The 23,591-nt window shown below is 72.7% G+C and carries 22 protein-coding genes and 1 pseudogene; 16 read left to right on the top strand and 7 right to left on the bottom strand.

Annotation, left to right across the window (positions count from 1 at the left end):
- The first annotated feature begins 41 nt into the window (after positions 1–41).
- The 7 genes and pseudogenes from ligD (GA0070215_RS11845) (at position 42) to GA0070215_RS11815 (ending at position 7,213) form a co-directional block, all read left to right on the top strand.
- On the top strand, positions 42–980 hold the full coding sequence (gene ligD, locus GA0070215_RS11845) for a non-homologous end-joining DNA ligase (protein ID WP_091045166.1): 939 nt from the start codon (positions 42–44) through the stop codon (positions 978–980).
- The gene (ligD, locus tag GA0070215_RS11840) at positions 970–1,884 is read left to right on the top strand and encodes a non-homologous end-joining DNA ligase (protein ID WP_018785685.1); all 915 of its coding nucleotides are present in this window, start codon (positions 970–972) and stop codon (positions 1,882–1,884) included. The genes ligD (GA0070215_RS11845) and ligD (GA0070215_RS11840) overlap by 11 nt, the downstream gene beginning before the upstream one ends.
- Positions 1,885–1,960: 76 nt before the next feature.
- Positions 1,961–2,671: a TIGR03089 family protein gene (locus tag GA0070215_RS11835; RefSeq protein ID WP_018785686.1), complete on the top strand. Its 711-nt coding sequence runs from the start codon at positions 1,961–1,963 to the stop codon at positions 2,669–2,671.
- Positions 2,672–2,810: 139 nt separating this feature from the next.
- Entirely contained in the window at positions 2,811–3,668 is an 858-nt protein-coding gene (locus GA0070215_RS11830; RefSeq protein WP_091045247.1) for a GNAT family N-acetyltransferase, read from the top strand.
- Positions 3,661–3,882, top strand: a complete 222-nt coding sequence (locus tag GA0070215_RS11825) for a hypothetical protein (RefSeq protein ID WP_091045163.1) — start codon at positions 3,661–3,663, stop codon at positions 3,880–3,882. Before GA0070215_RS11830 ends, GA0070215_RS11825 begins: the two co-directional genes overlap by 8 nt.
- Positions 3,883–4,185 (top strand): annotated as a pseudogene (locus tag GA0070215_RS11820) (M43 family zinc metalloprotease); the annotation flags it as partial.
- 124 nt (positions 4,186–4,309) lie between these two features.
- Complete coding sequence (locus GA0070215_RS11815; RefSeq protein WP_091045160.1) at positions 4,310–7,213, top strand: RHS repeat domain-containing protein; 2,904 nt, start codon at positions 4,310–4,312, stop codon at positions 7,211–7,213.
- 47 nt (positions 7,214–7,260) lie between these two features.
- Here GA0070215_RS11815 and GA0070215_RS11810 read toward each other — a convergent pair whose 3' ends face one another.
- A complete protein-coding gene (locus tag GA0070215_RS11810) occupies positions 7,261–8,940 on the bottom strand; it encodes a DNA repair helicase XPB (RefSeq protein WP_091045156.1) in 1,680 nt (559 codons plus the stop codon).
- A gap of 185 nt (positions 8,941–9,125) precedes the next feature.
- On the opposite strand from GA0070215_RS11810, the gene GA0070215_RS11805 reads away from it, so the two are divergent.
- Together GA0070215_RS11805 and GA0070215_RS11800 are read left to right on the top strand one after the other, a co-directional pair.
- Positions 9,126–10,001, top strand: coding sequence for a L,D-transpeptidase family protein (locus GA0070215_RS11805; RefSeq protein WP_091045152.1), 876 nt, complete (start codon positions 9,126–9,128; stop codon positions 9,999–10,001).
- 157 nt (positions 10,002–10,158) lie between these two features.
- A complete protein-coding gene (locus GA0070215_RS11800) occupies positions 10,159–10,395 on the top strand; it encodes a hypothetical protein (protein WP_018785694.1) in 237 nt (78 codons plus the stop codon).
- A gap of 1 nt (position 10,396) precedes the next feature.
- On the opposite strand, the gene GA0070215_RS11795 is transcribed toward GA0070215_RS11800, so the two are convergent.
- A complete protein-coding gene (locus GA0070215_RS11795; RefSeq protein WP_091045149.1) occupies positions 10,397–12,859 on the bottom strand; it encodes a helicase-associated domain-containing protein in 2,463 nt (820 codons plus the stop codon).
- 37 nt (positions 12,860–12,896) lie between these two features.
- On the opposite strand from GA0070215_RS11795, the gene GA0070215_RS11790 reads away from it, so the two are divergent.
- Positions 12,897–13,520, top strand: coding sequence for an HAD family hydrolase (locus tag GA0070215_RS11790; RefSeq protein ID WP_091045145.1), 624 nt, complete (start codon positions 12,897–12,899; stop codon positions 13,518–13,520).
- A gap of 28 nt (positions 13,521–13,548) precedes the next feature.
- On the top strand, positions 13,549–13,935 hold the full coding sequence (locus GA0070215_RS11785) for a cold-shock protein (protein ID WP_026267952.1): 387 nt from the start codon (positions 13,549–13,551) through the stop codon (positions 13,933–13,935).
- On the opposite strand, the gene GA0070215_RS11780 is transcribed toward GA0070215_RS11785, so the two are convergent.
- The gene (locus GA0070215_RS11780; RefSeq protein ID WP_018785697.1) at positions 13,896–14,726 is read right to left on the bottom strand and encodes a 1,4-dihydroxy-6-naphtoate synthase; all 831 of its coding nucleotides are present in this window, start codon (positions 14,724–14,726) and stop codon (positions 13,896–13,898) included. The two genes, GA0070215_RS11785 and GA0070215_RS11780, sit on opposite strands and share 40 nt — an antisense overlap.
- A 34-nt stretch (positions 14,727–14,760) precedes the next feature.
- On the bottom strand, positions 14,761–15,471 hold the full coding sequence (locus GA0070215_RS11775; protein ID WP_018785698.1) for a TetR/AcrR family transcriptional regulator: 711 nt from the start codon (positions 15,469–15,471) through the stop codon (positions 14,761–14,763).
- 117 nt (positions 15,472–15,588) lie between these two features.
- On the opposite strand from GA0070215_RS11775, the gene GA0070215_RS11770 reads away from it, so the two are divergent.
- Complete coding sequence (locus GA0070215_RS11770) at positions 15,589–16,572, top strand: NAD(P)-dependent alcohol dehydrogenase (protein WP_091045141.1); 984 nt, start codon at positions 15,589–15,591, stop codon at positions 16,570–16,572.
- Between the two features lie 56 nt (positions 16,573–16,628).
- Here GA0070215_RS11770 and GA0070215_RS11765 read toward each other — a convergent pair whose 3' ends face one another.
- Both GA0070215_RS11765 and GA0070215_RS11760 read right to left on the bottom strand, forming a co-directional pair.
- On the bottom strand, positions 16,629–17,315 hold the full coding sequence (locus GA0070215_RS11765) for a futalosine hydrolase (RefSeq protein ID WP_091045136.1): 687 nt from the start codon (positions 17,313–17,315) through the stop codon (positions 16,629–16,631).
- Complete coding sequence (locus tag GA0070215_RS11760) at positions 17,312–18,928, bottom strand: MFS transporter (protein WP_018785701.1); 1,617 nt, start codon at positions 18,926–18,928, stop codon at positions 17,312–17,314. Before GA0070215_RS11760 ends, GA0070215_RS11765 begins: the two co-directional genes overlap by 4 nt.
- Positions 18,929–19,015: 87 nt before the next feature.
- Here GA0070215_RS11760 and GA0070215_RS11755 point away from each other — a divergent pair, with 87 nt between their 5' ends.
- Positions 19,016–19,855, top strand: a complete 840-nt coding sequence (locus GA0070215_RS11755; RefSeq protein WP_026267953.1) for a DUF3027 domain-containing protein — start codon at positions 19,016–19,018, stop codon at positions 19,853–19,855.
- 4 nt (positions 19,856–19,859) lie between these two features.
- Here GA0070215_RS11755 and GA0070215_RS11750 read toward each other — a convergent pair whose 3' ends face one another.
- Positions 19,860–20,078, bottom strand: coding sequence for a DUF2530 domain-containing protein (locus GA0070215_RS11750; protein WP_254187972.1), 219 nt, complete (start codon positions 20,076–20,078; stop codon positions 19,860–19,862).
- A gap of 138 nt (positions 20,079–20,216) precedes the next feature.
- Here GA0070215_RS11750 and GA0070215_RS11745 point away from each other — a divergent pair, with 138 nt between their 5' ends.
- The 3 genes from GA0070215_RS11745 to GA0070215_RS11735 all read left to right on the top strand — a co-directional run bounded on the left by GA0070215_RS11745 (position 20,217) and on the right by GA0070215_RS11735 (position 23,564).
- The gene (locus GA0070215_RS11745; protein ID WP_018785704.1) at positions 20,217–21,698 is read left to right on the top strand and encodes an NCS2 family permease; all 1,482 of its coding nucleotides are present in this window, start codon (positions 20,217–20,219) and stop codon (positions 21,696–21,698) included.
- A gap of 61 nt (positions 21,699–21,759) precedes the next feature.
- Entirely contained in the window at positions 21,760–22,209 is a 450-nt protein-coding gene (locus GA0070215_RS11740) for a MarR family winged helix-turn-helix transcriptional regulator (RefSeq protein WP_208600329.1), read from the top strand.
- A 68-nt stretch (positions 22,210–22,277) separates the two neighbouring features.
- Positions 22,278–23,564, top strand: a complete 1,287-nt coding sequence (locus GA0070215_RS11735; RefSeq protein WP_091045133.1) for an MFS transporter — start codon at positions 22,278–22,280, stop codon at positions 23,562–23,564.
- Positions 23,565–23,591: the final 27 nt, after the last annotated feature.

The raw sequence follows: 23,591 nt of genomic DNA, 5'->3' as shown, positions 1-23,591 counted from the left end.
AACGGGACGCACGCGCTTCGCTACGCAACTACAGTCAGGAGGTGCCCGGCGCGCCGTTGAAGCCGATGCTCGCGACGACCGGGCAGCTCCCGGCCGGCGCGGGCTGGTCGTACGAGTTCAAGTGGGACGGCGTCCGCGCGCTCGCCGACATCTCCCGCGGCGACCGGCACTTCTACGCACGCTCCGGCGTCGAGATCACCACCGCGTATCCGGAACTGCTCAACCTGGCCGAGCAGGTAGGCGACGCGCTGCTCGACGGCGAGGTGGTCCTCTTCACCGACGGACAACCCTCGTTCACCGCGCTCGCCGAGCGGATGCACGTCCGCAACCCGGCGAAGGCGGCGCGGCTCGCGGCGACCGTACCCGTCACGTACATGGTTTTCGACCTGCTGCGGCTCGACGGCGTCGACCTGACCGCCCGCCCGTGGCGGGAGCGGCGGGCGGCGCTGGAGTCGCTCGGGCTCGGCGCCGCCCGGTGGGCGGTGCCGCCGGTCTTCGCCGACGGCCCGGCCACCTACGCGGCGGCCGGCGAGCACGGGCTGGAGGGGGTGATGGCCAAGCGGGCCGACTCGCTCTACCGGCCCGGCGTGCGCTCGCCGGACTGGGTGAAGGTCAAGCTGGAGGTCACCGCCGACTTCGTGGTCGGCGGCTGGCGACCAGGCGCGCGGCGCGTCGGCGGCCTGCTGGTCGGCGTGCCCGGCCCGGACGGGCGGCTGGTCTATCGGGGGCGGGTCGGCGGCGGGATCGGCGCGGCGATCGAACGGGAACTGCTCCGCGAGCTGGAACCGTTGCGCACCGCCGACTCGCCGTTCGCCGCCGGTGTGCCGCGCGAGGATGCCCGCGGCGCGATCTGGGTAACTCCCCGGGTCGTGGTGGAGGTCAAGTACGGCCAGCGCACGCCGGACGGCCGGCTGCGCTTCCCGCGTATCCTGCGCCTGCGCCCGGACAAGCCGCCCGAGGAGGTCGACGATGCCGTCTGACCGGCTCAAGGTCGAGGTCGAGGGGCGCTCACTGGAGCTGTCCAACCTGGACAAGGTGCTGTTCCCGAAGGCGGGTTTCACAAAGGGCGAGGTCATCGACTACTACACCCGGATCGCCCCCGTGCTGCTGCCGCACCTGCGGGACCGCGCGCTGACCCGGATCCGGTTCCCCAACGGCGTCGACGGCGGCTCGTTCTTCGAGAAGAACGCGCCCGCCGCGACCCCCGGTTGGGTACGGAAGGAGAACCTGCCCGCCCCCGGATCGACGAAGGGGCGGGAGACCATCGACTACGTGGTCTGCGACGAACTGCCCACGCTCGTGTGGCTGGCCAACCTGGCCGCGCTGGAGCTGCACACTCCGCAGTGGAAGATCGGCGCGCACCCGGACATGATGGTCGTCGACCTGGACCCGGGCGCCCCGGCCGCGCTCGAGCAGTGCTGCCAGGTGGCGGTGCTGATGCGCGACCGGCTGGCTTCCGACGGGATCTCCTCGTTCCCGAAGACGTCGGGGAAGAAGGGCATGCAGCTCTGCTGCCCGATCGCCGGTACGCAGGACGCCGAGATCGTCTCCGACTACGCCAAACGGATCGCGCAGGAGCTGGAGCAGGCGCACCCGAAGCTGATCGTGTCGAAGATGGCGAAGAACTTGCGCCCCGGCAAGGTCTTCATCGACTGGAGCCAGAACAACGCGGCGAAGACGACTGTGGCGCCGTACTCGCTGCGCGCCCAGTCGGTGCCCTCGGTGTCGACGCCGCTGACCTGGGACGAGGTGGAGGCCGGTGCGTCCGGCAAGCGGCCGTCGACGAAGCCGTACACGGCGGGGGAGGTGCTCAAGCGGGTGGCGAAGCAGGGTGACCTGCTGGCCCCGCTGCTCGACGGCGGTCCCGAGCTGCCCGCGCGCTGACCCGGGCTGCTTCGGCTGCGCCGGACGGGCGGCTCGGACGGTTAGGGTGGGCGGACCAGCAGACAGGAGTCCGCGCATGGCCCACCAGGCAACCGTCGCCGTCACGCCCGACGCGGTCGGTTATACGCTGCTCAGCTACCACGACGACGCGACCGGGGAACGCACCGACCTCACCGCCGCGCAACTCGGCGAGTGGACCGCCCGCAGCGCCGGGCTGCTGCGCGACGGGTGCGGACTGCGCCCCGGTGACCGGGTGGCGGTGCTCCTGCCGCCGCACTGGCGTACCGCCGCGGTGCTGCTCGGGGCCTGGTCGGTCGGGTTGACGGTCTCGTTCCGGCCCCGCGCGCTGGCCGGGCTGCCGGTGCTGGAACCGGGCGCGGACCGGCCGTACGACGCGGTGCTCGTGACCCCGGAGCGCCTCGACGACTGGCTGGAGGACGTGCCCGAGGGGACGCACCGCTACCTGGTGGGGACCGGGCCGGGCCCGCTCGCCGAGGTGCCGCCGGGCTGGCTGGACTGGTCCGCCGAGGTGCTGCGGCACCCGACCGACCCGCCGGACTACACAGCCGTCGACCCGTCCGACCCGGCCACGCCGGACGGCACCAGCTTCGGCGCGTGGCGCCGCCTGGCCGCCGAGATCGCCACCCAGCTCGACCTGCACCCGGGCGACCACCTGGTGATCGACCCGGCCGAGGACGAGCAGCCCTTGAAGTGGCTTCTGGCCCCGTTGTCCGCCGGAGCCACGATCTTGATCCACGCCACCCCAACCCCCTCACCGCCTCGCTGACCTTCGTTGCGGCCCTCGCGGTGCCGGATTTGTGGCTCTCGCCGAGGCGGCAATTTGGTTGACCTTCACGGGAGGGGTGGGGCCTACTGCCTCGGGGAGCTGGACCGTGGGGTCGGGCTCGGCGGTGGCGGGAGTGGGCGTGAGCGGGATCGACGGGCTGGTCTGGCGGGAGTACGGCGAGGACGACCTGCCCGCGTTGACCGGGCTGGCGCAGGCGTGTCTCGCCACTGACGGCGGGTTGCCGCTGTTCGGGCGTACCCCGTTGGCGCGGGCGCGGCTGCTGCAGACGCGTACCCACGGCGCCTGGTCGGGCGGCGACCTGGTCGCGGCCGTCGGGGTCGGCACGGCGCGGACGCCGGCCACCGCCACCGGCCTGGTGCACCCGGTGTGGCGGGGACGCGGGCTCGGCGGCACGCTGCTGGACTGGGCGGAGAAGCAGGCGGGCGACGCGGGCCTGCTGGTCACCACGGAGACGTGGAACGCGGGCGCGGAGGAGTTGTTCGCGGCGCGCGGCTACACGCGGACGTTCACGGAGTGGGTGCTGCGGCACGACCTCGACGCGCTACCCGCGGTCGCCGCGCCGGACGGCGTGACCGTGGAGCAGGCCACGCTCGGGCCGGAGCTGTTCGCGATCTACCGCCTGTCGTTCGCCGATCGGCCCGGATTCGTGGAGCCCGAGGCCGGCGAGTGGCTGGGCGACCTGCGCGACGACGAGGACTTCCGCCCGGAGTTGACGCTGTTGGCGCGCGGCCCGGCCGGTGAGGCGGCCGGCTTCGTCACAGTGCTCGACGACTGGATCGACCAGGTCGGCGTGGTGCCCCTGTGGCGCGGGCGGCGGGTCGGGGCGTACCTGGTGGCGCGCGTGCTGCGTGGCTTCGCCGGCGCGGGCGCGGAGGCCGCGTGGCTCTGCGTCAACGACGACAACCCGGCGGCCGGGCTGTACCGGAGGCTCGGCTTCCACGACTTCGGCCGTCGCGCCCGCTACCTCCGTGACTGACCCGACCCGGGCGGCGATCGTGCGGGCACTCGCCGACCTGTGGGCGAACGGCTGCCTGGTGCCCGCGCCCGGGCACCAGGAGCGGCTCGCCGTCGTGGGCGTGCGCCGCTGGCGCAGCGTCGCGCGCCGGCACCGGGGGCGGCGGCTCAGCCATGCCGCCGAGGAGGGCATGCGCCTCAACCAGTACGTGCTGCGGAAGCTCAGCGCCGCCTGACTGAACATCTACGCGGCGAACATCGGTGACGGGCTGCTCGGCTGGGCGTACTTCCCGAAGGGCTACAACAACGGCCGTGACTACATCGACGGCGTGGTGATGCTCGACGAGTCGATGCCGGGCGGCACGGCCGGCAAGTACGCGCTCGGCGACACGCTGACGCACGAGGTGGGGCACTGGCTGATGCTGGAGCACACGTTCGCGCACGGCTGCTCCGCGTCCGGCGACTTCGTGGCCGACACGCCGCGTGAGGCGGCGCCGCAGTTCAACTGCCCGATCGGGGCGGACACCTGCACCGCGCCGATGCGGTCCGCCCGGTCGGCTCAGGCCACCCGAATCGGCGTACGCCTCTGTCGTCCCCCTTCGATACCCTCATGCGACTAGACGGCGATGCACGCCGTTGTCCTACGGGGGAAGGAGCATCGTCGTGCGCGCACGAAGAATGCTCGCCGTGTCACTGGGCATAGTGCTCGGTGCCGGCCTGATCGGCGTCGACACCGCTCCGGCGCAGGCCTACGAGCACCGGACCACCGGCAAGTCCGGCTGGGCCTACACGGATTCGCAGCAGCCGAGGAAGTCGTTCGTCAACACGGACGGGGACGCGCCGGTCGGCGCCTGGACGGACGCGACCGGCACGAAGCACAAGTCCCGGTCCTACTTCACCTTCGACGTCTCGCGCTTCCGCGGGACCGTCATCCACAAGGCGGACCTGGTCGTCGCGGAGCGCTCCGCGGCGGACTGCTCGATCGCCCAGCCGGTCGAGCTGTGGCGTACCGACCCGATTACCGCGACCACGAGCTGGGCGTCGAGCCCGCGCCGTCGCGAGCTGCTCGGCACGGTCCAGGCCGGCGGGGAGGCGGCCTGCCCCGGCTATCTGGCGTGGGACATCATGCCCGCCCTCCAAAAGATCGCGGATCAGGGCAAGCAGACGCTCACCGTCGAGATCCGGCTGCCGCACGGCTCCGAGGGCAAGCTCTCCCACGGTCGTAAGCTCCGTCCGTTCCCGGTGATCAACAGTGAGGCGAACCACGCGCCGACGGTCGGGCAGATCGGCCTGGACTTCCCGTCGTGGGCCTGCGGGACAGCGGCGAAGCCGCAGCCCGTGGGGCCGCGTTCCTACACGCTGATGGTCAAGGGCGCGGACGCGGACCCCTACGACAGCTACAACGGGCAGTTCGCCGCGTGGCCGGTCGGTGACGAGAACCAGCGTGCCGAAAAGCTCGGATCCAGCTACGGCGGTGCCCTGTCGAAGCTCTCCTGGGACATGTCGCAGTACCCCGACGGCACCGTGGTGGCCTGGACCGTCCGGGCGTACGACGGGTACGACTTCTCCGCCTGGGCCAAGCCGTGCTACGTCAAGGTGGACGCGCAGCGACCCGCTGCCCCCGTGGTGACCTCGGAGAAGTACCCGAACGACGGCCTTCCGCACGGTGGGTCGGGGGTGCCGGGGACGTTCACGTTCAAGGCCAACGGCTCGCCGGACGTGGTCGGCTACTACTGGGGCCGCTTCGGCGACGCGTACTACTACATCCCCGCGCCGTCGCCCGGCGCCGACGTGACGCTCGAATACACCCCGACCTCGTTCTCCGACTCGCTGAGCGTGCGCAGCGTGGACAGCGCGTCCAACTCGTCCGAGACGGTCCACTACGAGTTCCGGGTGAAGTCGACCGCGCCGCAGGTCGAGGTGACGATGGCCGGCATCGGGCTGCCCAGCAAGCTGGCCGTCTCCACGAACGTGGAGGGGGTCACCGAGTTCGGGTACCGCATCGGCGACGGCGCTGAGACCCGGGTGCCGGTGAACCCCGATGGCCCGACCGAGATCCCGGTGACGTTCGCCGAGGGGGGCCTCGTCAAGGTCGAGGTCCGCAGCTACGCCGGGAGCGAGCTCGTCGGCGGGTACACCGAGAACGTATCGGTCCGCGACCTCCCGACCGTGGAGTCGGACGACTTCGACTTCCCCGAGCACGACGGGGTGGTGGACCGTCCCGGCACCTTCACGTTCCGGCCCGGCCGGACCGGCGTGGTGGCGTACGAGTACACGTTCGGTGGCGGCGATCTGCTGCGCATCGACGCGGCCGCGGACGGTACGGCGGTGCTGCGCTGGACGCCCACCGAGGGTGGCTGGCACGTGCTGAACGTCTGGAGCATCAGTGCCGACGGCACTGTCTCGGAGACGCAGGAGCAGCAGTTCAACGTCATCGACACCAAGCCGTACGTCTCCTCCAGCACCTATTACGAGAACGGCGCATGGGGTGGCGTGGGCATCCCCGGCGAGTTCCACTTCGACACCGGCATGCCCGACGTCGACGTCTACCTCTATCGCCTCAACGACGGGCCGGAGCAGGTCGTCGACCCGGACTACAGTTGGGCGCAGGTGACGCTCACCCCGGACCGTTCCGGCAGCAACACGCTGACGGTGCGTACCCGGTTCCAGGACGGCTCCTTCTCCCCGACGCGGACGTACACGTTCGAGGTCAGCGACGCGCCGGTGGTGAAGTCCGAGGACTACCCGGAGAACGGTGGGGGCGGCCAGCCCGGGCAGACGGGCCGGTTCACCTTCAACCCGGGCCGCTCCGGCGTGACCGAGTACCGCTACGTGCTGGAGTACACCGGTGAGGAGCAGGTGGTGGCCGCCGGTGCGGACGGCCGGGCCACCGTCGAGATCACGCCGGCGCACTCCGGCTACACGCTGCTGACTGTCACCAGCCGGACGGCCGACGGCACGGTCAGCCCGGAACGCCGGTACTACTTCCGGGTCCGCGATGCCCGGGTGAACGTGAGCAGCGCGTACGACGAGTACAGCCCGCGCGGCGGGATCGGGTCGGTCGGCACGTTCGGGGTCTACACCGAGATCAGCGAGGTGACGACCTTCGAGTACCAGCTCAACGGCGGCGCCTGGCAGAGCGTGCCGAAGAAGCCCGATGCGCTGGCCACGGACATCACGGTGACCATGGACCGCAACGGCGCGAACCTCATCTCGGTAAGGGGGCGTACCGCCGCGGGCGACTACACGCCGCAGACCGACTACCCGTTCCTGGTCGGCACGGCGCCGCTCGTCAGCTCTGGTACCTACCCGGCCGATCGGTGGTCCGGCGGTGTGGGCGTGGCCGGTGAGTTCACCTTCACCCAGGGCAGCCCGGGTGTGACCGAGTTCGAGTACACAGTCGAGGACGGGCAGCCGGTGACCGTGGCCGCGAACGCCGCCGGCGTTGCCACGGCGACCTTCACGCCGACCTCGGCCGGCTCGTACAGCATGCGGGTGCGCGGCCGGACCGCCGACGGCGTGTGGACCGACACGACGAGCTACTACTTCCTGGTCAACTACTCCTGACCCGGTGGTGACGGTGGGCCGCCCGGAAGGGGCGGCCCACCGGTTGCTCAGTCGGCTGTGGGCAGCGACGGTCCCAGCACGTCGTCGGCGTCCACGATGGTGTACGCGTACCCCTGCTCGGCCAGGAACCGCTGCCGGTGCGCGGCGTACTCGGTGTCGATGGTGTCCCGGGAGACCACCGTGTAGAAGTGCGCCTGCCGGCCGTCGGCCTTCGGGCGCAGCACCCGGCCCAGCCGCTGCGCCTCCTCCTGCCGGGAGCCGAACGTGCCGGACACCTGGATCGCGACAGCGGCCTCCGGCAGGTCGATCGAGAAGTTGCCCACCTTGGAGATGACCAAGGTCCGCAACGAACCCGAGCGGAACGCGTCGAACAGCCGCTCCCGCTCCTTGTTCGTGGTGGAGCCCTGCACGATCGGCGCGTCCAGGTATTCGCCGAGCTGGTGCAACTGGTCGAGGAACCCGCCGATGACGAGGACCTGCTCGGACGGGTGCCGCTCCACCAGAGCCCGGACCACCGGCAGCTTCGTGCGGGCGGTGGCCGCCATCCGGTAGCGCTCCTCGGCCTCCGCCGTCGCGTACGCCAGCCGCTCGGCGTCGGTGAGTGTCACCCGTACCTCGGTGCACTCCGCCGGGGCGATCCAGCCCTGCTGTTCGATGTCCTTCCACGGCGCGTCGTACCGCTTCGGGCCGATCAGGCTGAACACGTCGCCCTCCCGGCCGTCCTCGCGTACCAGCGTCGCGGTGAGGCCGAGCCGGCGACGGGCCTGGAGGTCCGCCGTGAAGCGGAAGATCGGCGCGGGCAGCAGGTGCACCTCGTCGTAGACGACCAGGCCCCAGTCGCGGGCGCCGAACAGGTCCAGGTGGGTGAACGCGCCGCCGCGCCGCGAGGTGAGCACCTGGTACGTGGCGATGGTGACCGGGCGGATCTCCTTGCGCTCGCCCGAGTACTCGCCGATCTCCTCCTCGGTCAGCGACGTGCGGGCGATCAGTTCCCGCTTCCACTGCCGTCCGGCCACGGTGTTGGTGACCAGGATCAGCGTGGTCGCCTTCGCCTCGGCCATCGCCGCCGCGCCGACGAGCGTCTTGCCGGCACCGCAGGGCAGCACCACGACGCCGGACCCGCCGGCCCAGAACGCCTCGCCGGCCTCCCGCTGGTACGACCGCAGCGTCCACGGCTTGCCGCCGTCGGAGCCGGACTCGGCCAGCTCGATCGGGTGTGCCTCGCCGTCCACGTATCCGGCCAGGTCCTCGGCCGGCCAGCCCAGCTTGAGCAGCGCCTGCTTGAGCCGGCCCCGCTCGGACGGGTGCACCGCGATCGTGTCGTCGTCGATCTTGGCGCCGAGCATGCCGGCGAGCTTCTTGCTCTTGGCGACCTCGATGAGCACCACCCGGTCCAGCCCGCGCAGCACCAGGCCGTGCACCGGGTCGTTGGCGAGCTGGAGCCGGCCGTACCGGTCCATCGTCTCGGCCACGTCGACCAGCAGCGCGTGCGGCACCGGGTAGCGCGAGTACTTGATCAGCGAGTCGACCACGCCCTCGGCGTCGTGGCCGGCGGCCCGCGCGTTCCACAGGCCCAGCGGCGTGAGCCGGTAGGTGTGCACGTGCTCGGGGGAGCGTTCCAGCTCGGCGAACGGCGCGATCGCCATCCGGCACGCCTGCGCGTCGGGGTGATCCACCTCCAGCAGCAGCGTCTTGTCCGACTGCACGATCAGTGGTCCACCGCTCACGCCAGCGTCCTCTCGTATCGCCCGGAACCCGCTGCCCGGAACCCCGTCCGCACCCGGCTGACCTGCCGCAGGCCGACCATCCAGTGTTGCACGCCGGCGGGCGCCGCAAAAAAGTCTCGCTGGACAGGCAACGCCATACTCGTCCCACACGTCTAGCAAGCGGGACGACTGTCCAGGGAGGGCCCATGCTGCGTGTCCGGTTTCTCGCCCGGGTCGCCGCCCTGGTGGTGGTCGTGCTGGTCGGTGTCGGCGCCTGTGCGCTCGATCCGCAGGCGAACGGCGCCGGGGGGAGCACTCCCGGGCCGGTCGGGCTGACGGAGGGAGCATCGGGGGCGAGCGCGTCGCCCACGCCGGAGCAGCCGGTCACGTCCCCGTCGGCGCAGCCGAGCCGGACGGCCTCGCCGAAACCCTCCCGGTCGCCCGAGGCGACGAAGACGACGAAGCCCGAGCCGAAGCCGAGCGCGTCCGCCGGATGCCCGCAGGGGGAGCACCAGCGGGCCGTGGAGACGTACCTGACCCGGCTGGGCGGCTTCGGGACGCTGACCGTGGACGGCGAGCAGTCCGCCGCCGACTGCGCCGCGATCAGGAAGTTCCAGATCCGGTACGGGATCAGCCCGCCCGCCGGTCGCGCCGGCCCCACCACGTACGACGTGGCGAAGCGGCTCGCCGCCACCGACACCGCGCGGTGCAAAGCCGGTTCCCGGCTCACCTTCTGCGTCGACCTGACCCGGCAGACGGTCTGGGCGATGCGCGGTGGCACCGTGGTGACGGGCCCGACCGTCACCCGCACCGGCATGTCCGGCTTCGCCACCCCGGCCGGCACGTACTCGGTGGGCCGGAAGAACCCGCGTGAGTGGTCCGACCCGTACGAGGTGTGGCTGCCGTACTGGCAGCAGTTCAACGGCGGGATCGGCTTCCACGAGACCACCACCTACCTGCACGACGGCGCGATCGGATCGCACGGGTGCGTCAACCTGCTGCACCGTGACGCGGTACGCCTGTGGGAGCTGGGCTCGGTCGGCACCCGCGTCGTGGTGATCGGCCGCCGCCCCGGCACCTGAGCGCTCCACCTGAGCGCTCCGCCTGCGCGCCGGAACCGAACCGCAACCGCCGCACCCGTGACCGGACCGCCCGGATCAGGGTTTTAACCCCTGTCCGCGCGGTCCGGTTGATGCAACCCTGGAAGCCGGGTCCATGCCGGGACGGGGAGGGACTGCCATGATCGTTGACCAGGACGTGCTTCCCGACGACGAACGGACGCGGCAGCACGAGGTGCCCACGGCGGTAGTGCTCGCCTACGCGGCCGCCGCCGCGGGGGTGTTCGGCTGGTTCCTGTTCGGGCTGCTGGTGCAGCAGCAGGGCTTCGTCGACTCGGTGGGCGAGTCGGCCGGTGCCGCGTTCGCCCTGCTGCTGGCCGTGTCGGTGATCGGCACGCTGCGCCGGAACGGGGAGTAACTCACTCCTCCAGCACGGCCGCGGTGATCCGGTGCAGCGCGAACGTGTGCAGCATCTCCGTCCGGTCGTCCTCGGCGCGCAGGTAGCCGGCGCCGATCGACACCGGCCGGACCAGCCGGGACGCGGTCGCCCCGTGCGCGTCGACGTAGCCCACCCAGACCAGCGCCTTGTCCCGTACCGCCTGTTGGAGCACCGCCAGCGCGTCGCCGTGTCCGGACACGGGCGCCGGCCCGGCCGCCGCCGGGGCGCCGCGGACCACAGCCGGGGCCCGGCGGGCCGCCCGGGCCGCCGCCTCGCCGCGGCGGATCTGCTCCACCACGCCGAGCAGGCGGGGCATCGGCAGCTTCGGCGTGGCGAGCGGGTCCACCGCACGGCTGATCGCGGTACGGGCCGGTGCCCGCCGGCTCTTCGGCCGCGCCAGCACCATCGCGCCGCCGGCGTCCTCGGGCACCGGGGCGTAACCGGCGTCGCGCAGCGCGGTCAGCATGCGGTTGACCTGGTACGGGGTGACCAGCACCGTGGGCGCGAGCCGGCGGAACGCGAGCGGCTCCAGTCGCCGGTCCGCCTGCACCTCGGTGAGCAGCGCCTCGTCGTCGCTGCGGACGTACGCCCCCGCCGAGCCGACGCGCAGCCCGCCGTGTTTGCGGGCCACGTCGTCGACGAGATAGGTGAGGCCCTGCGGCACCGGGGTACGCGACCGGCGGCGGAACAGCGCGTGCAGGTCGTCGGCGGTGTAGCCGGCGTCGAGCGCCCGCCTGACGCTCGCCGGGGTGACCCGGTGCACGCTGGCTCCGCCCGCCGACTCGTGCTCGGCCACCACGTCCAGCTCGGCGGCGAGCGCCGGGTCGGGCGGGCCGGGCACCACCACCGTCAGGTCGGCCTGCACCAGCACGTGGTCGACCGGGGCGGGCAGCAGCCCGTCCAGCGCCCGTACCGTCGTCGACGCGTCGCCCGACTCGGCGTCGCAGCGCAGCCCGAGCGGGTCGTCACCGCGCTCGTCGGTCTCGGTCAGCTCGGCGAGCAGCAGCCGCCCGTACGAGGTGAGCGCGCCGAGCCCGGTCACGCCCAGCGTGGCGGCCTCGGCGAGCACCTCCCGGTGCGCGGCCTCCCGCCCCCGGGCCCGCCGCGGCGCACGCCAGTCCAGCAGTTCCAGCACCTCGTCGGTGGTCGGCGCGGTGCCGGGTGGCAGGTCGGCCAGCACGGTGAGCACCGCACGACGGGCGGCCGGCGCGCCTGCTCGTTCCGCCTCGGCGGAGAGCACCGAGATGGGCCGGTCCCGGTCGTCGCGCTGCCCGATCAGGCCGGCCTGGCGGGGCATCGCCATCCAGGCGCGGGCGAGCTGCTCCCAGCGCTGGGCCAGCGACACCGCCCGCCACACCTCGTACCCGCCGGTGGGCAGGATCTGCTGGTCGCCGCCGTACCGGGTGGTGGCCGCGCCGGTCAGCTCCATCTCCCCGGTCAGCCCGGCCGCGTACGCCACCTCGAACAGCAGCGCGGTGGCCGGCTCGTCCAGGCCGAGGCCGCGGGCGAGCCGTCGCAGGTCGCGTACGCCGACGCCGCCGGAGCGCAGGACGGGTGCGGGTTCCGCGGTCAGCGCCTCCAGCATCGCCTCGGTGTGCCGGACCACCTCCATGGTCTGCCCGGCCCCGGCCGAGTCGACGGACTTGACCTCGCGCGGCGGCCCGGACACCACCGGCGGGCTGGTGCGCAGCGGGCCCAGCGGACCGGCGTCGCGGCGCAGCACCAGCCCCACCTCGCGGGGCAGCTCGACGGTGCCGTTGCGGCCGCCGGACATCCGGACCAGCAGCCGGTGCTCGACCAGCCAGCGGATCGGCGAGCCGGTCGGCGTTCCGCCGTTGACCAGGTCGGGCGGGAGCACGTCCTCGGCGCCGGTGGCCGGGGCCTCCAGCGCTCCGGGCGTCACGGTCCCGACCGGCGGCCCGGCGGCGAGCCGGTCCAGGACGGCCCGAGCCGAGGGCGGCGCGGACAGCAGCGTCCGACGCAGCTTCGCCGGGTCCGCGCAGAGCGCCGCCGCGCGCGGGTCCAGCTCCGCCGCCGGCCGGCCCAGCCCCGCCGGGTACGGGGACACCTCGTCGATGCCGCCGGCCACGCACAGGTCGTGCTCGGGGCCGTACAGCAGGAACCGGGCCCGGAGCCGGTCGACGGCGGTGCGGACCGCTGTGGGTGCGGGCGGCTGTGGCCCGGCGGTGGCCATGGCCACGATCTGGTCGGTGGAGGTGGCGCCCTCGGGGCCGCGGGTGAGCCGGGCGGCGTCGAGGATCTGGAGGGTGAACTGGTCGAGCCCGTCGAGCGCCCGGGCCACGGAGACCCGGGACTGGGCGCGCAGGGCGAGGGCGGACACGTCGGCCGGCACCGGCACGACGAGGTCCGGCCGCAGCTGGAGCAGGGCGGCAAGCGACTCGTCGGGGAGGGCCCGCAGGTGGTCGGCGAGTGAGGTGGTCATCGTCGTACCACGCTAGCCCGCTGGGTAGGTTCTCGGCATGTCTCCGCTGATGGTCGGCTTCGACCTCGACATGACTCTGGTCGACTCCCGCCCCGGGATCGCCGCCGCGTTCCGGGCGCTCACCGCGCGTACGGGCGTGCACGTGGACGGGGACCTGGCCGTCTCCCGGCTGGGTCCGCCGCTGCGCACCGAGCTGGCGCACTGGTTCCCGCCGGAGCGGATCGAGGAGGCGGTGACGCTGTACCGCGAGCTGTATCCGGCGTACGCGATCACTCCGACCGTGCCGATGCCCGGTGCGGAGGCCGCGTTGCGCGCGGTGCAGGCGCGCGGCGGCCGGACCATGGTGGTGACGGCGAAGATCGGCCGGTTGGCGAAGCTGCACCTGGACCACCTCGGGTTACCGGTGGACGAGTTGGCCGGGGACGTGTTCGCCGAGCAGAAGGCGGTCGCGTTGCGCGAGCACGGCGCCACGCTGTACGTGGGCGACCACGTGGCCGACATGGCTGCCGCGCGAGCCGCGGGAATCCCGGGTGTGGCAGTGGCGACCGGCCCGTGTCCGGCCGGCGAACTGACCGAGGCCGGGGCGTACCTGGTGCTCGATGATCTCGTCGAATTCCCGGCGGCGCTGGAGCGGATCATCGGGCTAGCCTTGGGTGGGTAGACGGTTCGAGTGGAGCGGGGTTCAACAGGTGCCGACGGGTCGAGTGAAGTGGTACGACGCCGCCAAGGGGTACGGGTTCGTCACCAGTGACGAGGGTGGCGACGTGTTCCTGCCGAAGGGCGCGCTGCCGGCGGGTGTCGCCGACCTGAAGGGTGGTCAGCGGGTCGATTTCAGCGTGGTCGACAGCCGGCGGGGCGCCCAGGCGATGGGAGTCAAGCTGCTGGAGGCACCGCCGTCGGTGGCGGAGCTGCGCCGCCGGCCGGCCGAGGAACTCCACGGCCTGGTGGAAGACATGATCAAGGTGCTGGAGGCGAAGGTCCAGCCGGACCTGCGCCGTGGGCGCTTCCCGGATCGGAAGACCGCCCAGAAGATCGCTCAGCTGGTCCACGCGGTGGCGCGCGAGCTGGAGGTCTGAGGGACGAGCCCGGCGTCGGCGGCCCGGCCCAGCAGCGCCTCCACGGCGGCGAAGCCGGCCTCTCCCAGGTCGGCGGTGAACTCGTTGACGTAGAGGCCGATGTGCCGGTCCACCACGTCGGGCTCCATCTCCTGCGCGTGCGCGAGGACGTACTCGCGGCTGGCAGCCGGGTCGGCCCACGCCTGGCGTACCGACTCACGGACCCAGGCGGTGGCCTCGGCCGGGTCGACAGCGCCCCGGCGGGCCAGGATCGCGCCGAGCGGGATCGGCAGCCCGGTGTCGCCCTCCCACCACTCGCCCAGGTCGACCAGTGCGGTCAGGCCGTGCCGCGGATAGGTGAAGCGCGCCTCGTGGATGACCAGGCCCGCGTCGTACCGGCCGGCGGCCACGCCCGGCATGATCTCGTGGAACGGCACCACCTCGATCCGCGCCGGGGCCTGGCCGGCCGTCCAGAGGCGGAACAGCAGGTACGCGGTGGTCCGCTCGCCGGGCACCGCCACCGTCGCGCCGGACAGGTCGGTCCGGTCACCTCGGGTCAGCACCAGTGGGCCGCAGCCCCGGCCGAGCGCGCCGCCGCAGGGCAGCAGGTGGTAGTCGTCGAGCAGCCAGGGCAGCGCCGCGTAGCTGACCTTCACCAGATCGAACGCCCCCCGCTCGGCGGCGGTGTTCGTGACGTCGACGTCCGCGTAGGTCACCTCGACCGGCGGCGCGCCCGGCACCCGGCCGTGCACCAGGGCGTCGAAGACGAACGTGTCGTTGGGACAGGGCGAGATCGCCAGGGAGAGCGCCACGGTCCCACCGTAACCCCGGTGTCCGGCGCGTCCGTCACCCCGGCCGGTGTGACGTCCAGCCGTTCCGGTGCAGCCGATCGATGCCGTCCAGCAGCAGGTCCAGCGCGAACTCGAACTCGAACTGGTCGTCGCAGCCCGGCCCGACCACCGAGTCGCCGTCGTGGGACGCGGCGGTGGCGATCGCCGCGAGGTGCGGGAACCGGGCGGCCGCCTCCGGCGGCAGGTCGGCCGGGGCCTCGGGCACTGTCGCGCCGGAGCGCCCGGCCTGCCGGGAGGCGTCGAACAGTTCCTGGCTGAAGCCCAGCACCCGGCTGCCCAGCGCGTGCATCACGTGGTGGGCGAGGTCGGTGGAGAACCCGCTCGACCGCAACGCGCCGACCGTGGAGTCGAGGTACGCGAGGACGGCCGGTGTGGCGGTGGTCCGGGACTCGATCGCCAGCGACGCCCAGGGGTGGCGGAGCAGCATCCGTCGCGCGGACAGGACGCGCCGGCGGACCGCCTGCTTCCAGTCGCCGGCCACGGGTGGGTCGATCTCCGCGACGACGATGTCGATCATGCCGGCGAGCAGTTCGTCCTTGTTGGCGACGTGCTTGTAGAGGGCCATCGGTACGACGCCCAGTTCCTGCGCGAGGTTGCGCATGCTGAGCGACTCGATCCCGGTCCGGTCGGCGAGCGCGACGGCGGTACGCAGGACCCGGTCCCTGGTCAGGGGTGCCCGGCGTGCCGTCTCCACCTGCTCAGCCATGTCGTCAGCAGTCCTCCCGTCGGCCGTTGACACAGTAACCGCCTTGACTGGTGTACGGCGTACACCTAACCTGGTTCCCATCGGGGTGTACGCCGTACACCCGGGAGGGAGCGGGACATGAAGGCGATCGTCCAGGACCGGTACGGCCCCCCGGAGACACTCACGCTCGCCGACGTCGAGCCGCCCGAGCCGGGCCCCGGCGACGTCCTCGTCCGGGTCGAGGCCGCCGCGTTGAACGCGTACGACTGGCACGTCATGCGCGGCGACCCGCGGGTGTCGCGGCTGGCGCTCGGCCTCGGGCGGCCCCGGGCGCGCGTCCGTGGCCGCGACTTCGCCGGCCGGGTCGAGGCCGTCGGCGCCCAGGTGCGGCAGATACGCCCCGGCGACGCCGTCTTCGGTGACCTCGGCGAGGCCGACGGGGCGTTCGCCGAGTACGTACGCGTGCCCGAGCACCTGGTCGCGCCGCGGCCGGCGAACCTGACACCGGCGCAGGCGGCGGCCCTGCCGCTGGCAGGCGTCACCGCGCTCCAGGGGCTGCGCGACGCCGGGCAGGTCCGGCCCGGCCACCGCGTCCTGGTCAACGGGGCCTCCGGCGGCGTCGGTACGCTCGCCGTCCAGCTCGCGAAGGCGCTCGGCGCGACGGTGACCGGCGTGTGCAGCACCCGCAACGTCGCGCTGGTCCGCTCGCTCGGCGCCGACCACGTGGTTGACTACACCCGCGACGACTTCAGCCGCGACGGACGCCGCCACGACGTGGTGTTCGACCTGGTCGGCAACCGCTCCCTCACCGCGTTGCGGCGGGCGCTGACGCCGGCCGGGACGCTCGTGCTCTCCGGCGGCGGCGTCTACCGTGGCGGCAGCCTGCTCGGCCCGATCGGGCTGCTGGCGCGAGGGCGGCTGCTCGCGCCGTTCGTCCGGCAGCGCGTCGTCGTCCTCGCCACGTCACCCGGCCGGGCACACCTCGACGTGCTGCGCGAGCATGCCGAGGCCGGCCGTCTCACCCCGGTCGTCGACCGGACCTATGCGCTGCACGAGGTGCCCGAGGCCGTCCGCCACCTCGAGACCGGGCACGCGCGGGCCAAGGTCGTCGTCACGATCTGACCCCGCCGTCCCCAGGCCAACCGGTTGTCCACAGGGTTGTCCACAGGTGGACAAGATCAGTGGAGGGCGGCTGCGGCGGCGGTGAGCGCGGCGAACGCCTCCCGCATCCGCCACGCGCTCCGGTCACGCGGCCCGATCGGGTTGGAGACCGTCCGCAGTTCGGCGAAGGGCACACCGGCCTGGGCGGCGGCGACCGCCACGCCGTACCCCTCCATGGCCTCGGCCACCGCGTCCGGGTGCCGTTCGGCCAGCGCCGCGGTGCTCGCGGCGGTGCCGGTCACCGTGCTGACGGTGAGTACCGTGCCGACGGTGGCTCCCGGCAACGCGGCGTGCAGGCGGGCCAGCAGGCCCGGATCGGCGAGCACGGTCCGGCCGCCGCCCAGCAGCTCGGGAGGCATGCCCAGGCCCTCGACCGGGATGAAACCGCCCGGTGACTCGGCACCGAGGTCGGCGGCGACGCTGCGTTCGGCGAGCACCGTGCCGCCCACCGTGACCCGGCCGACGAAACCTCCGGCGATGCCGGCGCTGACCACGGCCCGGTACGGCCGCCCGGCCGCCTCGGCCAGCGCCAGCAGCCGTGCCGTGGCGGCCCCCGCGACCGCCGGGCCGACCCCGACCGCAAGCACCGTCACGTCCGGCGGCGCTGTCCCGTCCGGCGGCGCCGGTGCGGCTGATGCGGTGAGGCCGGCACGGATCGCCTCGGCCTCGGCGGGCACCGCCGTGACCACGAGCAGCCCGGTCACGCCACCGGCCCCCGGGGATCGCGCCGCTCCTTGTCCTCCACCGTGCCAGGTCCGCCGACTGAGGAGGACGGCCGGTAGATGTGGAAGCCGGGCGGTGCCAGCCCGTCGTCGTCCTCCGCCGTGCCGGAGCGCTGGGGCGCCGGTGACGTGGGCGCCGGATCGTCGAACGAGGTCGCGGCCGGCTCCTCGGCGCGGGTGGCCTGCTCCGCCACCAGCTCCTCGTCGCCGAGCGGCCGGCCGACCAGGTGCTCACCGCGCAGCTTGCCGGCGACCAGCACGCCGCGTACGGCCACCAGCGCGGCCACCGCGGCGGCGACCGTCACGCCGATCAGGCCGGTGAACGGCACCAGACCCAGCCCGCCCCCGGCCACGAACGCGAGCATCAGCGCGGTCTCCGAGTGCGCGAACGAGCTGGCGCGCAGCCGCTCCGGGATGCGTTCCTGGATCGAGGCGTCCACCGCCAGCTTGGCGATCCCGCTCATCATCGCCGCCACCAGGCAGAGCAGCGCCACCATGGGCAGCGAGAACTTCAGCGCGGCGAGCACCGCCACACCGGCCACCACGATCGTGCCGCTGGACTGGAGCGCTGTCGGCCGGTGGATGCGCAGACGGGTGCCCAGCGCGGTGGCCAGGAACGTGCCGACCGCCAGCGCGCCGCCGACCAGGCCCAGCGCGCCCTGGCCGCCGAGGTCGCGGCCGAAGAAGTCGGTGGTCAGGTCACCGGCCTTGATCGCGAAGGCCAGGAACAGCAGCAGGAAGCCGTAGAGCCCGCGCAGCGCCGCCGCGCCGATCAGCGTGGCGATCACCAGGCGGCCGCTGGGGCGGCCCCGGCCCAGCGGGCGCTCGCCGTCGCGGCGGCGCATCACACGCAACGGGTGCGGCATCCGCTCCGGCGGTTCGGAGTCGGCCTTCGGCGGCAGCCGGAGCGAGATCACCATGCCGATCAGGAAGATCACCGAGGCGACCCGCAGCGGCCACTGCGGCCCGAACCAGAACGCGGCCAGCCCGATCGGCGCGACGAGCGCGCCGGCCACCGTGCCGTAGACGCTGGCGCGTGCTCCGACCTGGGACAGCCCCAGCCCTTCGGGGAGCAGCCGGGGGACCGCCGCCGAGCGGGCCACCCCGTACGCCCGGGAGAGCGCGAGCACCCCGAACGCCGCCGGGTAGAGCCCGAACCCGCCGATGTAGTCGGAGATCATCCAGGCCAGGAACGCCCGGCCGAGCATGGTGGTGGCCAGCGCGTACCGCCGGCCGTGGCGGAAGTGGTCGAGCAGCGGGCCGACCACCGGGGCGAGCATGGCGAACGGGACCATGGTCACCAGCAGGTAGAGGGCGACCTTGTTGCGCGCCTCGCCCAGCGGCACGTCGAAGAAGATCGTCCCGGCCAGGCCGATCGCGATGAGCGTGTCACCGGCGCAGGAGAGCGCATGCAGGTCGAACAGGCGGACCATGCCCACCTCGTTGCCGGCACTGCGGGCCCGGGCCGTGCCGGCACGCCGGGTCATCCAGCGTCCGCCGTGCACCGAGCCCCGCAGCAGCAGCCGGGTGGCGCGGATGCCGGTGCCGACGGTCCGCCCGAGGAAGGAGCGGCCGGAGCGGGAGGACAGCGCCATGCGTCCCATCCTCGCCCATCCGCTCCGCGTGTGCCGCATCACCCGGAGAGAATGACTCCGGGGAGTGCCTGTCGCCCGTGGACGGGCATGGGGAACAATGGTCGGGTGACCAGGCCCGCCTCCGCCCGCGCTCCCCGGCTCGACCAGGTCTGCGCCGCCGCCGTCGAGGTGGCCCGCGACGCGATCACCGAGGTGGAGCCCACCGACATCGGCGATCATCTCCAGGCGGTCGCCGAGGGCGACCGGGTCGTCACCCACTACTTCGAATGCCGACTGTCCGGTTACCGCGGCTGGCGCTGGGCCGTCACGGTGACCCGGGTGCCGCGCAGCCGGCACGTCACCGTCTGCGAGACGGTGCTGCTGCCCGGTCCGGACGCGCTGCTCGCTCCGGGCTGGCTGCCCTGGCAGGAGCGGCTCAAGCCGGGCGACCTGGGCCCGGGCGACCTGCTGCCCACCCCGGCCGACGACGAGCGACTCGCCCCCGGATACCTGCTCTCCGACGACCCGGCCGTGGAGGAGACCGCCTGGGAGCTGGGCCTGGGCCGGGCCCGGGTGCTGTCCAGGGAGGGCCGCGCCGAGGCCGCCCAGCGCTGGTACGACGGCGACCACGGCCCGGACGCCGCGATCTCGGCCGCAGCCCCGGCCGCCGCCCGCTGCGGCACCTGCGGTTTCTACCTGCCGCTCGCCGGTTCGCTGCGCCTGGCGTTCGGCGCCTGCGGTAACTTCTACGCCCCTGACGACGGCCGGGTGGTGAGCGCCGACCACGGGTGCGGCGCGCACTCGGAGACGCTGATCGAGTCGGCCGAGACGCCCGTCGACGAACTGCCGACCGTCTACGACGACAGCGCGGTCGAGGCCATGACCGTCAGCCGGGCTCCGGGCTCCGTGGAGGCGGCCGAGCCGGCGGAGCCGTACGGCCACCCCTGACGGGTCAGCGTGCTCGCTGCGCGGCGGTCGCGCGCCGGCGCCGCCGGTTGGCGTCGTGCCGCATCATCACCGCCAGGCCGGGAAAGCCCCACAGGAAACCAGCCAGGCAGGTCCAGAGCCAGTTCTGACGCCCGGACTCGGTGAGCCAGTCCCGGAAGAAGATCAGCAGCACCAGGCCCGCCACCGCCCAGGCGATCAACCCGGCGACGGCGAACGGCACCATCGGCGGGTCGAGCGGCTCCGGCCGCGGCTGCTGCTCCTGTGGCACCGGCCCAGCGTACGTGATCGTTCTTCCCTGCCTGCCACGTGATCTGGGACGATGCGCGCGACAAACCTGGCCGATGACCTAGATGAGGAACCGATGTCCATTGCTCCGCCGCCGGATCACGGCACACCGCCCGATCCCGCGCATCCACGAAACGCCTTCGACCGCTTCTTCCTGATCTCGGCGCGCGGGTCGACGCTGAGCCGGGAGCTGCGGGGCGGCTTCGCCACGTTCTTCACGATGGCGTACATCGTGGTGTTGAACCCGCTGATCCTGGGCAGCGGAAAGGACGGCGACGGCCGTTCGCTGGCCATTCCGGCGCTCGCCGCGGCGACCGCGCTCGTCGCCGGTCTGATGACCATCCTGATGGGCGTGGTGGCCCGGTTCCCGATCGCGCTCGCGGCCGGCCTGGGCGTGAACGCGCTCGTCGCGTACGAGATCGCGCCGCAGATGACCTGGGCGGACGCGATGGGCCTGGTGGTCATCGAGGGTGTGCTGATCGGCATCCTGGTGCTCACCGGTCTGCGCACCGCGGTGTTCCGCTCGGTGCCGACGCAGCTCAAGACCGCGATCGGTGTCGGCATCGGTCTGTTCCTGACCATCATCGGCCTGGTCGACGCCGGTTTCGTCCGGCGCGTGCCGGACGCCGCGAACTCCACAGTGCCGGTCGGGCTGGGCATCAACGGCAAGATCGTCAGTTGGCCGATGCTCGTCTTCGTGGTCGGCCTGCTGATCACCCTGGTCCTGGTGGTACGCCGGGTCCGGGGCGCGATCCTGATCGGCATCCTGGCCTCCACCGTGCTGGCCATCGTGGTCGAGGCGATCGCCAACGTCGGCCCGTCCTTCGTCGACGGCAAGCCGAACCCGAAGGGCTGGGCGCTGAACGTGCCCGAGCTGCCCAAGCAGATCGTCGATCTGCCCGACCTGTCGCTGCTGGGCCAGTTCAACGTGCTGAACTCGTGGAGCCGGGTCGGCTGGCTGGTCCCGCTGATGTTCATCTTCACGCTGCTGATCACGGACTTCTTCGACACCATGGGCACGATGGTCGCGATCGGCCAGGAAGGGGACATGCTCGACGAGACGGGCACCCCGCCGAAGGCCAAGGAGATCCTGCTCGTCGACTCGATCGCCGCCGCCGCGGGTGGCGCGGCCTCGGTGTCCAGCAACACGTCGTACATCGAGAGTGCCGCGGGTGTCGCGGAGGGCGCCCGGACCGGCGTGGCCAACCTGGTCACCGGCGCGTTGTTCCTGCTCGCCATGTTCCTGGCGCCGCTGTCGCTGATCGTGCCGTTCGAGGCCGCGTCGACGGCGCTGGTGGTGGTCGGCTTCCTGATGATGACGGCGGTCCGCACGATCGACTGGACCGACTACGAGATCGCCATCCCGGCCTTCCTCACCATCGCGCTGATGCCGTTCACCTACTCGATCTCGAACGGCATCGGGGCCGGCGTGATCAGTTTCGTGCTGCTGAAGGTGGCTATGGGTAAGGCCCGAGAGGTCCACCCGCTCCTGTACGGGGTCGCCGCGTTGTTCATCGTGTACTTCCTGCGCGGGCCGGTCGAGTCCGTGTTGCTCTGACGCTGGTGAGCCTGGTCATAACGCATGTCGTTAGCCAGGCTCATTAGTTAAGCTAACTAGTGTGACGGAGCGGACGGTGACGGCGAAACGCGTGCCACCGGCGCAGCTGGCTCCTCAGCTGCGGGATGCGATCACCCGGCTCAACCGGCGGGTCCGACAGGCCCGGCCGGTCGGCGACCTCACGGTCACCCAGCTGTCGGCGCTCACCAGCCTCAAACTGGCGGGCGCCCTCACGCCACGGGAACTGGCCGATGTCGAACGGGTGCAGCCGCCCACGATGACGAAGATCGTCGCGAAGTTGGAGGAACGCGGCCTCGTGCAGCGGACCCCCCATCCGACCGACGGACGGCAGGTCATCCTGGCGGCGACCGAAGGGGGACGGACCGTACTCGACCAGTTCGAGCGGGTCCGTGACGAGTGGCTGGCCACCCGGCTGGCCGCGCTGACCGAGGACGAACGCGAAACGCTACGGCGTGCCGCGGACATCCTCGAGGGCATCGCTCGCGCCTGACACCGCCGCCCGCGGTTCGCCTCGTCATCTGTGGATGAAGCGTACCGACGCGAGGAGGCGCACCTAGAGTGCAGGCCAAGCTGAGCACGATGTTCCAGTCCCTACGAGTCCGTAACTACCGACTCTTCGCCACCGGGCAGCTGATCAAACTGATCGGTGTCTGGATGATGTTCATCGCCCAGGACTGGCTCGTCCTCGAGCTCAGCGACAACTCCGCGACCGCGCTCGGCGTGGTCACCGCGTTGCAGTTCACCCCCGTACTCCTGCTCACGCTGCTGTCCGGCCGGCTCGCCGACCGCTACGACAAGCGGATGCTGCTCTTCGTCGCCAACGCGTTCTGGACCGTGCTGGCGCTCGCCATGAGCGTCCTGGTCCTCACCGGCCTGGTGCAGCTCTGGCACGTCTTCACCTTCGCCGCCCTGCTCGGTGTCGCGAACGCGGTCGAGACGCCGGTCCGCCAGGCGTTCGTGTCCGAGCTGGTCGGCATGCCGCTGCTGCCGAACGCGCTCTCGCTCAACGCGGCCGTGTTCAACTCCGCCCGGATCGTCGGCCCCGCCGTCGCCGGCCTGGCCATCGCCGCCGTCGACGTCGGCCCGGTCTTCCTGGTCACCGCGCTCAGCTCGATCGCCCCGCTGGTCAACGTGGTCCGGATGCGAACCGACGAGCTGCACCGCAAGGAGCTGCCGCCGGTCGGCGAGCGGGATCAGGCCCGGGTGGTCGACGGCCTGCGGTACGTGGCGCGGCGGCCGGACATCCTGCTGCCGATGCTCCTCATGTCGGTGATCGGGATGAGCCTGTTCAACTTCCAGCTCACCCTCGCCGCGCTCGCCAAGACCGTGTTCCAGACCGGCGCCGCCTCGTTCGGCCTGTTCAGCACCGCGCTGGCGGTCGGCGCGCTGGTCGGCGCGCTCGCCGGGACCGGCCGGCGCAGCCGGCCCTCGGTGTGGCTGGTGCTCGGCGCGGCGATCGGCTGCGCCAGCTTCGGCACGCTTGTCGGGCTCGCGCCCGCGTACTGGATGGTGGTGTCGCTCCTGCTGCCCACCGGCTTCTTCATGGTCTTCTTCGCCCAGGCCTCCAACCAGCGGGTGCAGCTCGGCGTCGACGCCTCCTTCCGGGGGCGGGTGATGGCGCTGTGGGTGCTGGTGTTCCTGGGCACCAACCCGGTCGGCGCGCCGATCATCGGGTGGGTGGCCGAGCGGTTCGGCGCCGGCGCGAGCATCTGGGCCGGTGGCCTGATCTCGCTGACCGCCGCGCTGCTGGCGCTCGCCTGGCAGCTGCGCCGCTCCGGCGCCCGGCTGCGGCTGCGGGTGCTGCCGATGCCCCGCTTCTACGTGGTCTCGCCCGGCGCAGAGTAACTCCGATCGCCGGCCGTGCCGGTCCGA

It is taken from the genome of Micromonospora marina (genome assembly GCF_900091565.1).
Lineage (GTDB): Bacteria > Actinomycetota > Actinomycetes > Mycobacteriales > Micromonosporaceae > Micromonospora > Micromonospora marina.
Note: the sequence above shows the minus strand (reverse complement) of the source record. Positions and strands in the feature narration are given on the sequence as shown.

Excerpts from the sequence above, each read along its gene's own strand:
- ligD (WP_018785685.1), top strand. The coding sequence starts at position 970 with ATGCCGTCTGACCGGCTCAAGGTCGAGGTCGAGGGGCGCTCACTGGAG.
- GA0070215_RS11835 (WP_018785686.1), top strand. The coding sequence starts at position 1,961 with ATGGCCCACCAGGCAACCGTCGCCGTCACGCCCGACGCGGTCGGTTAT.
- GA0070215_RS11805 (WP_091045152.1), top strand. The coding sequence starts at position 9,126 with ATGCTGCGTGTCCGGTTTCTCGCCCGGGTCGCCGCCCTGGTGGTGGTC.
- GA0070215_RS11800 (WP_018785694.1), top strand. The coding sequence starts at position 10,159 with ATGATCGTTGACCAGGACGTGCTTCCCGACGACGAACGGACGCGGCAG.
- GA0070215_RS11795 (WP_091045149.1), bottom strand. The coding sequence starts at position 12,859 with ATGACCACCTCACTCGCCGACCACCTGCGGGCCCTCCCCGACGAGTCG.
- GA0070215_RS11790 (WP_091045145.1), top strand. The coding sequence starts at position 12,897 with ATGTCTCCGCTGATGGTCGGCTTCGACCTCGACATGACTCTGGTCGAC.
- GA0070215_RS11775 (WP_018785698.1), bottom strand. The coding sequence starts at position 15,471 with ATGGCTGAGCAGGTGGAGACGGCACGCCGGGCACCCCTGACCAGGGAC.
- GA0070215_RS11770 (WP_091045141.1), top strand. The coding sequence starts at position 15,589 with ATGAAGGCGATCGTCCAGGACCGGTACGGCCCCCCGGAGACACTCACG.
- GA0070215_RS11760 (WP_018785701.1), bottom strand. The coding sequence starts at position 18,928 with ATGGCGCTGTCCTCCCGCTCCGGCCGCTCCTTCCTCGGGCGGACCGTC.
- GA0070215_RS11755 (WP_026267953.1), top strand. The coding sequence starts at position 19,016 with ATGGGGAACAATGGTCGGGTGACCAGGCCCGCCTCCGCCCGCGCTCCC.
- GA0070215_RS11750 (WP_254187972.1), bottom strand. The coding sequence starts at position 20,078 with ATGGTGCCGTTCGCCGTCGCCGGGTTGATCGCCTGGGCGGTGGCGGGC.
- GA0070215_RS11745 (WP_018785704.1), top strand. The coding sequence starts at position 20,217 with ATGTCCATTGCTCCGCCGCCGGATCACGGCACACCGCCCGATCCCGCG.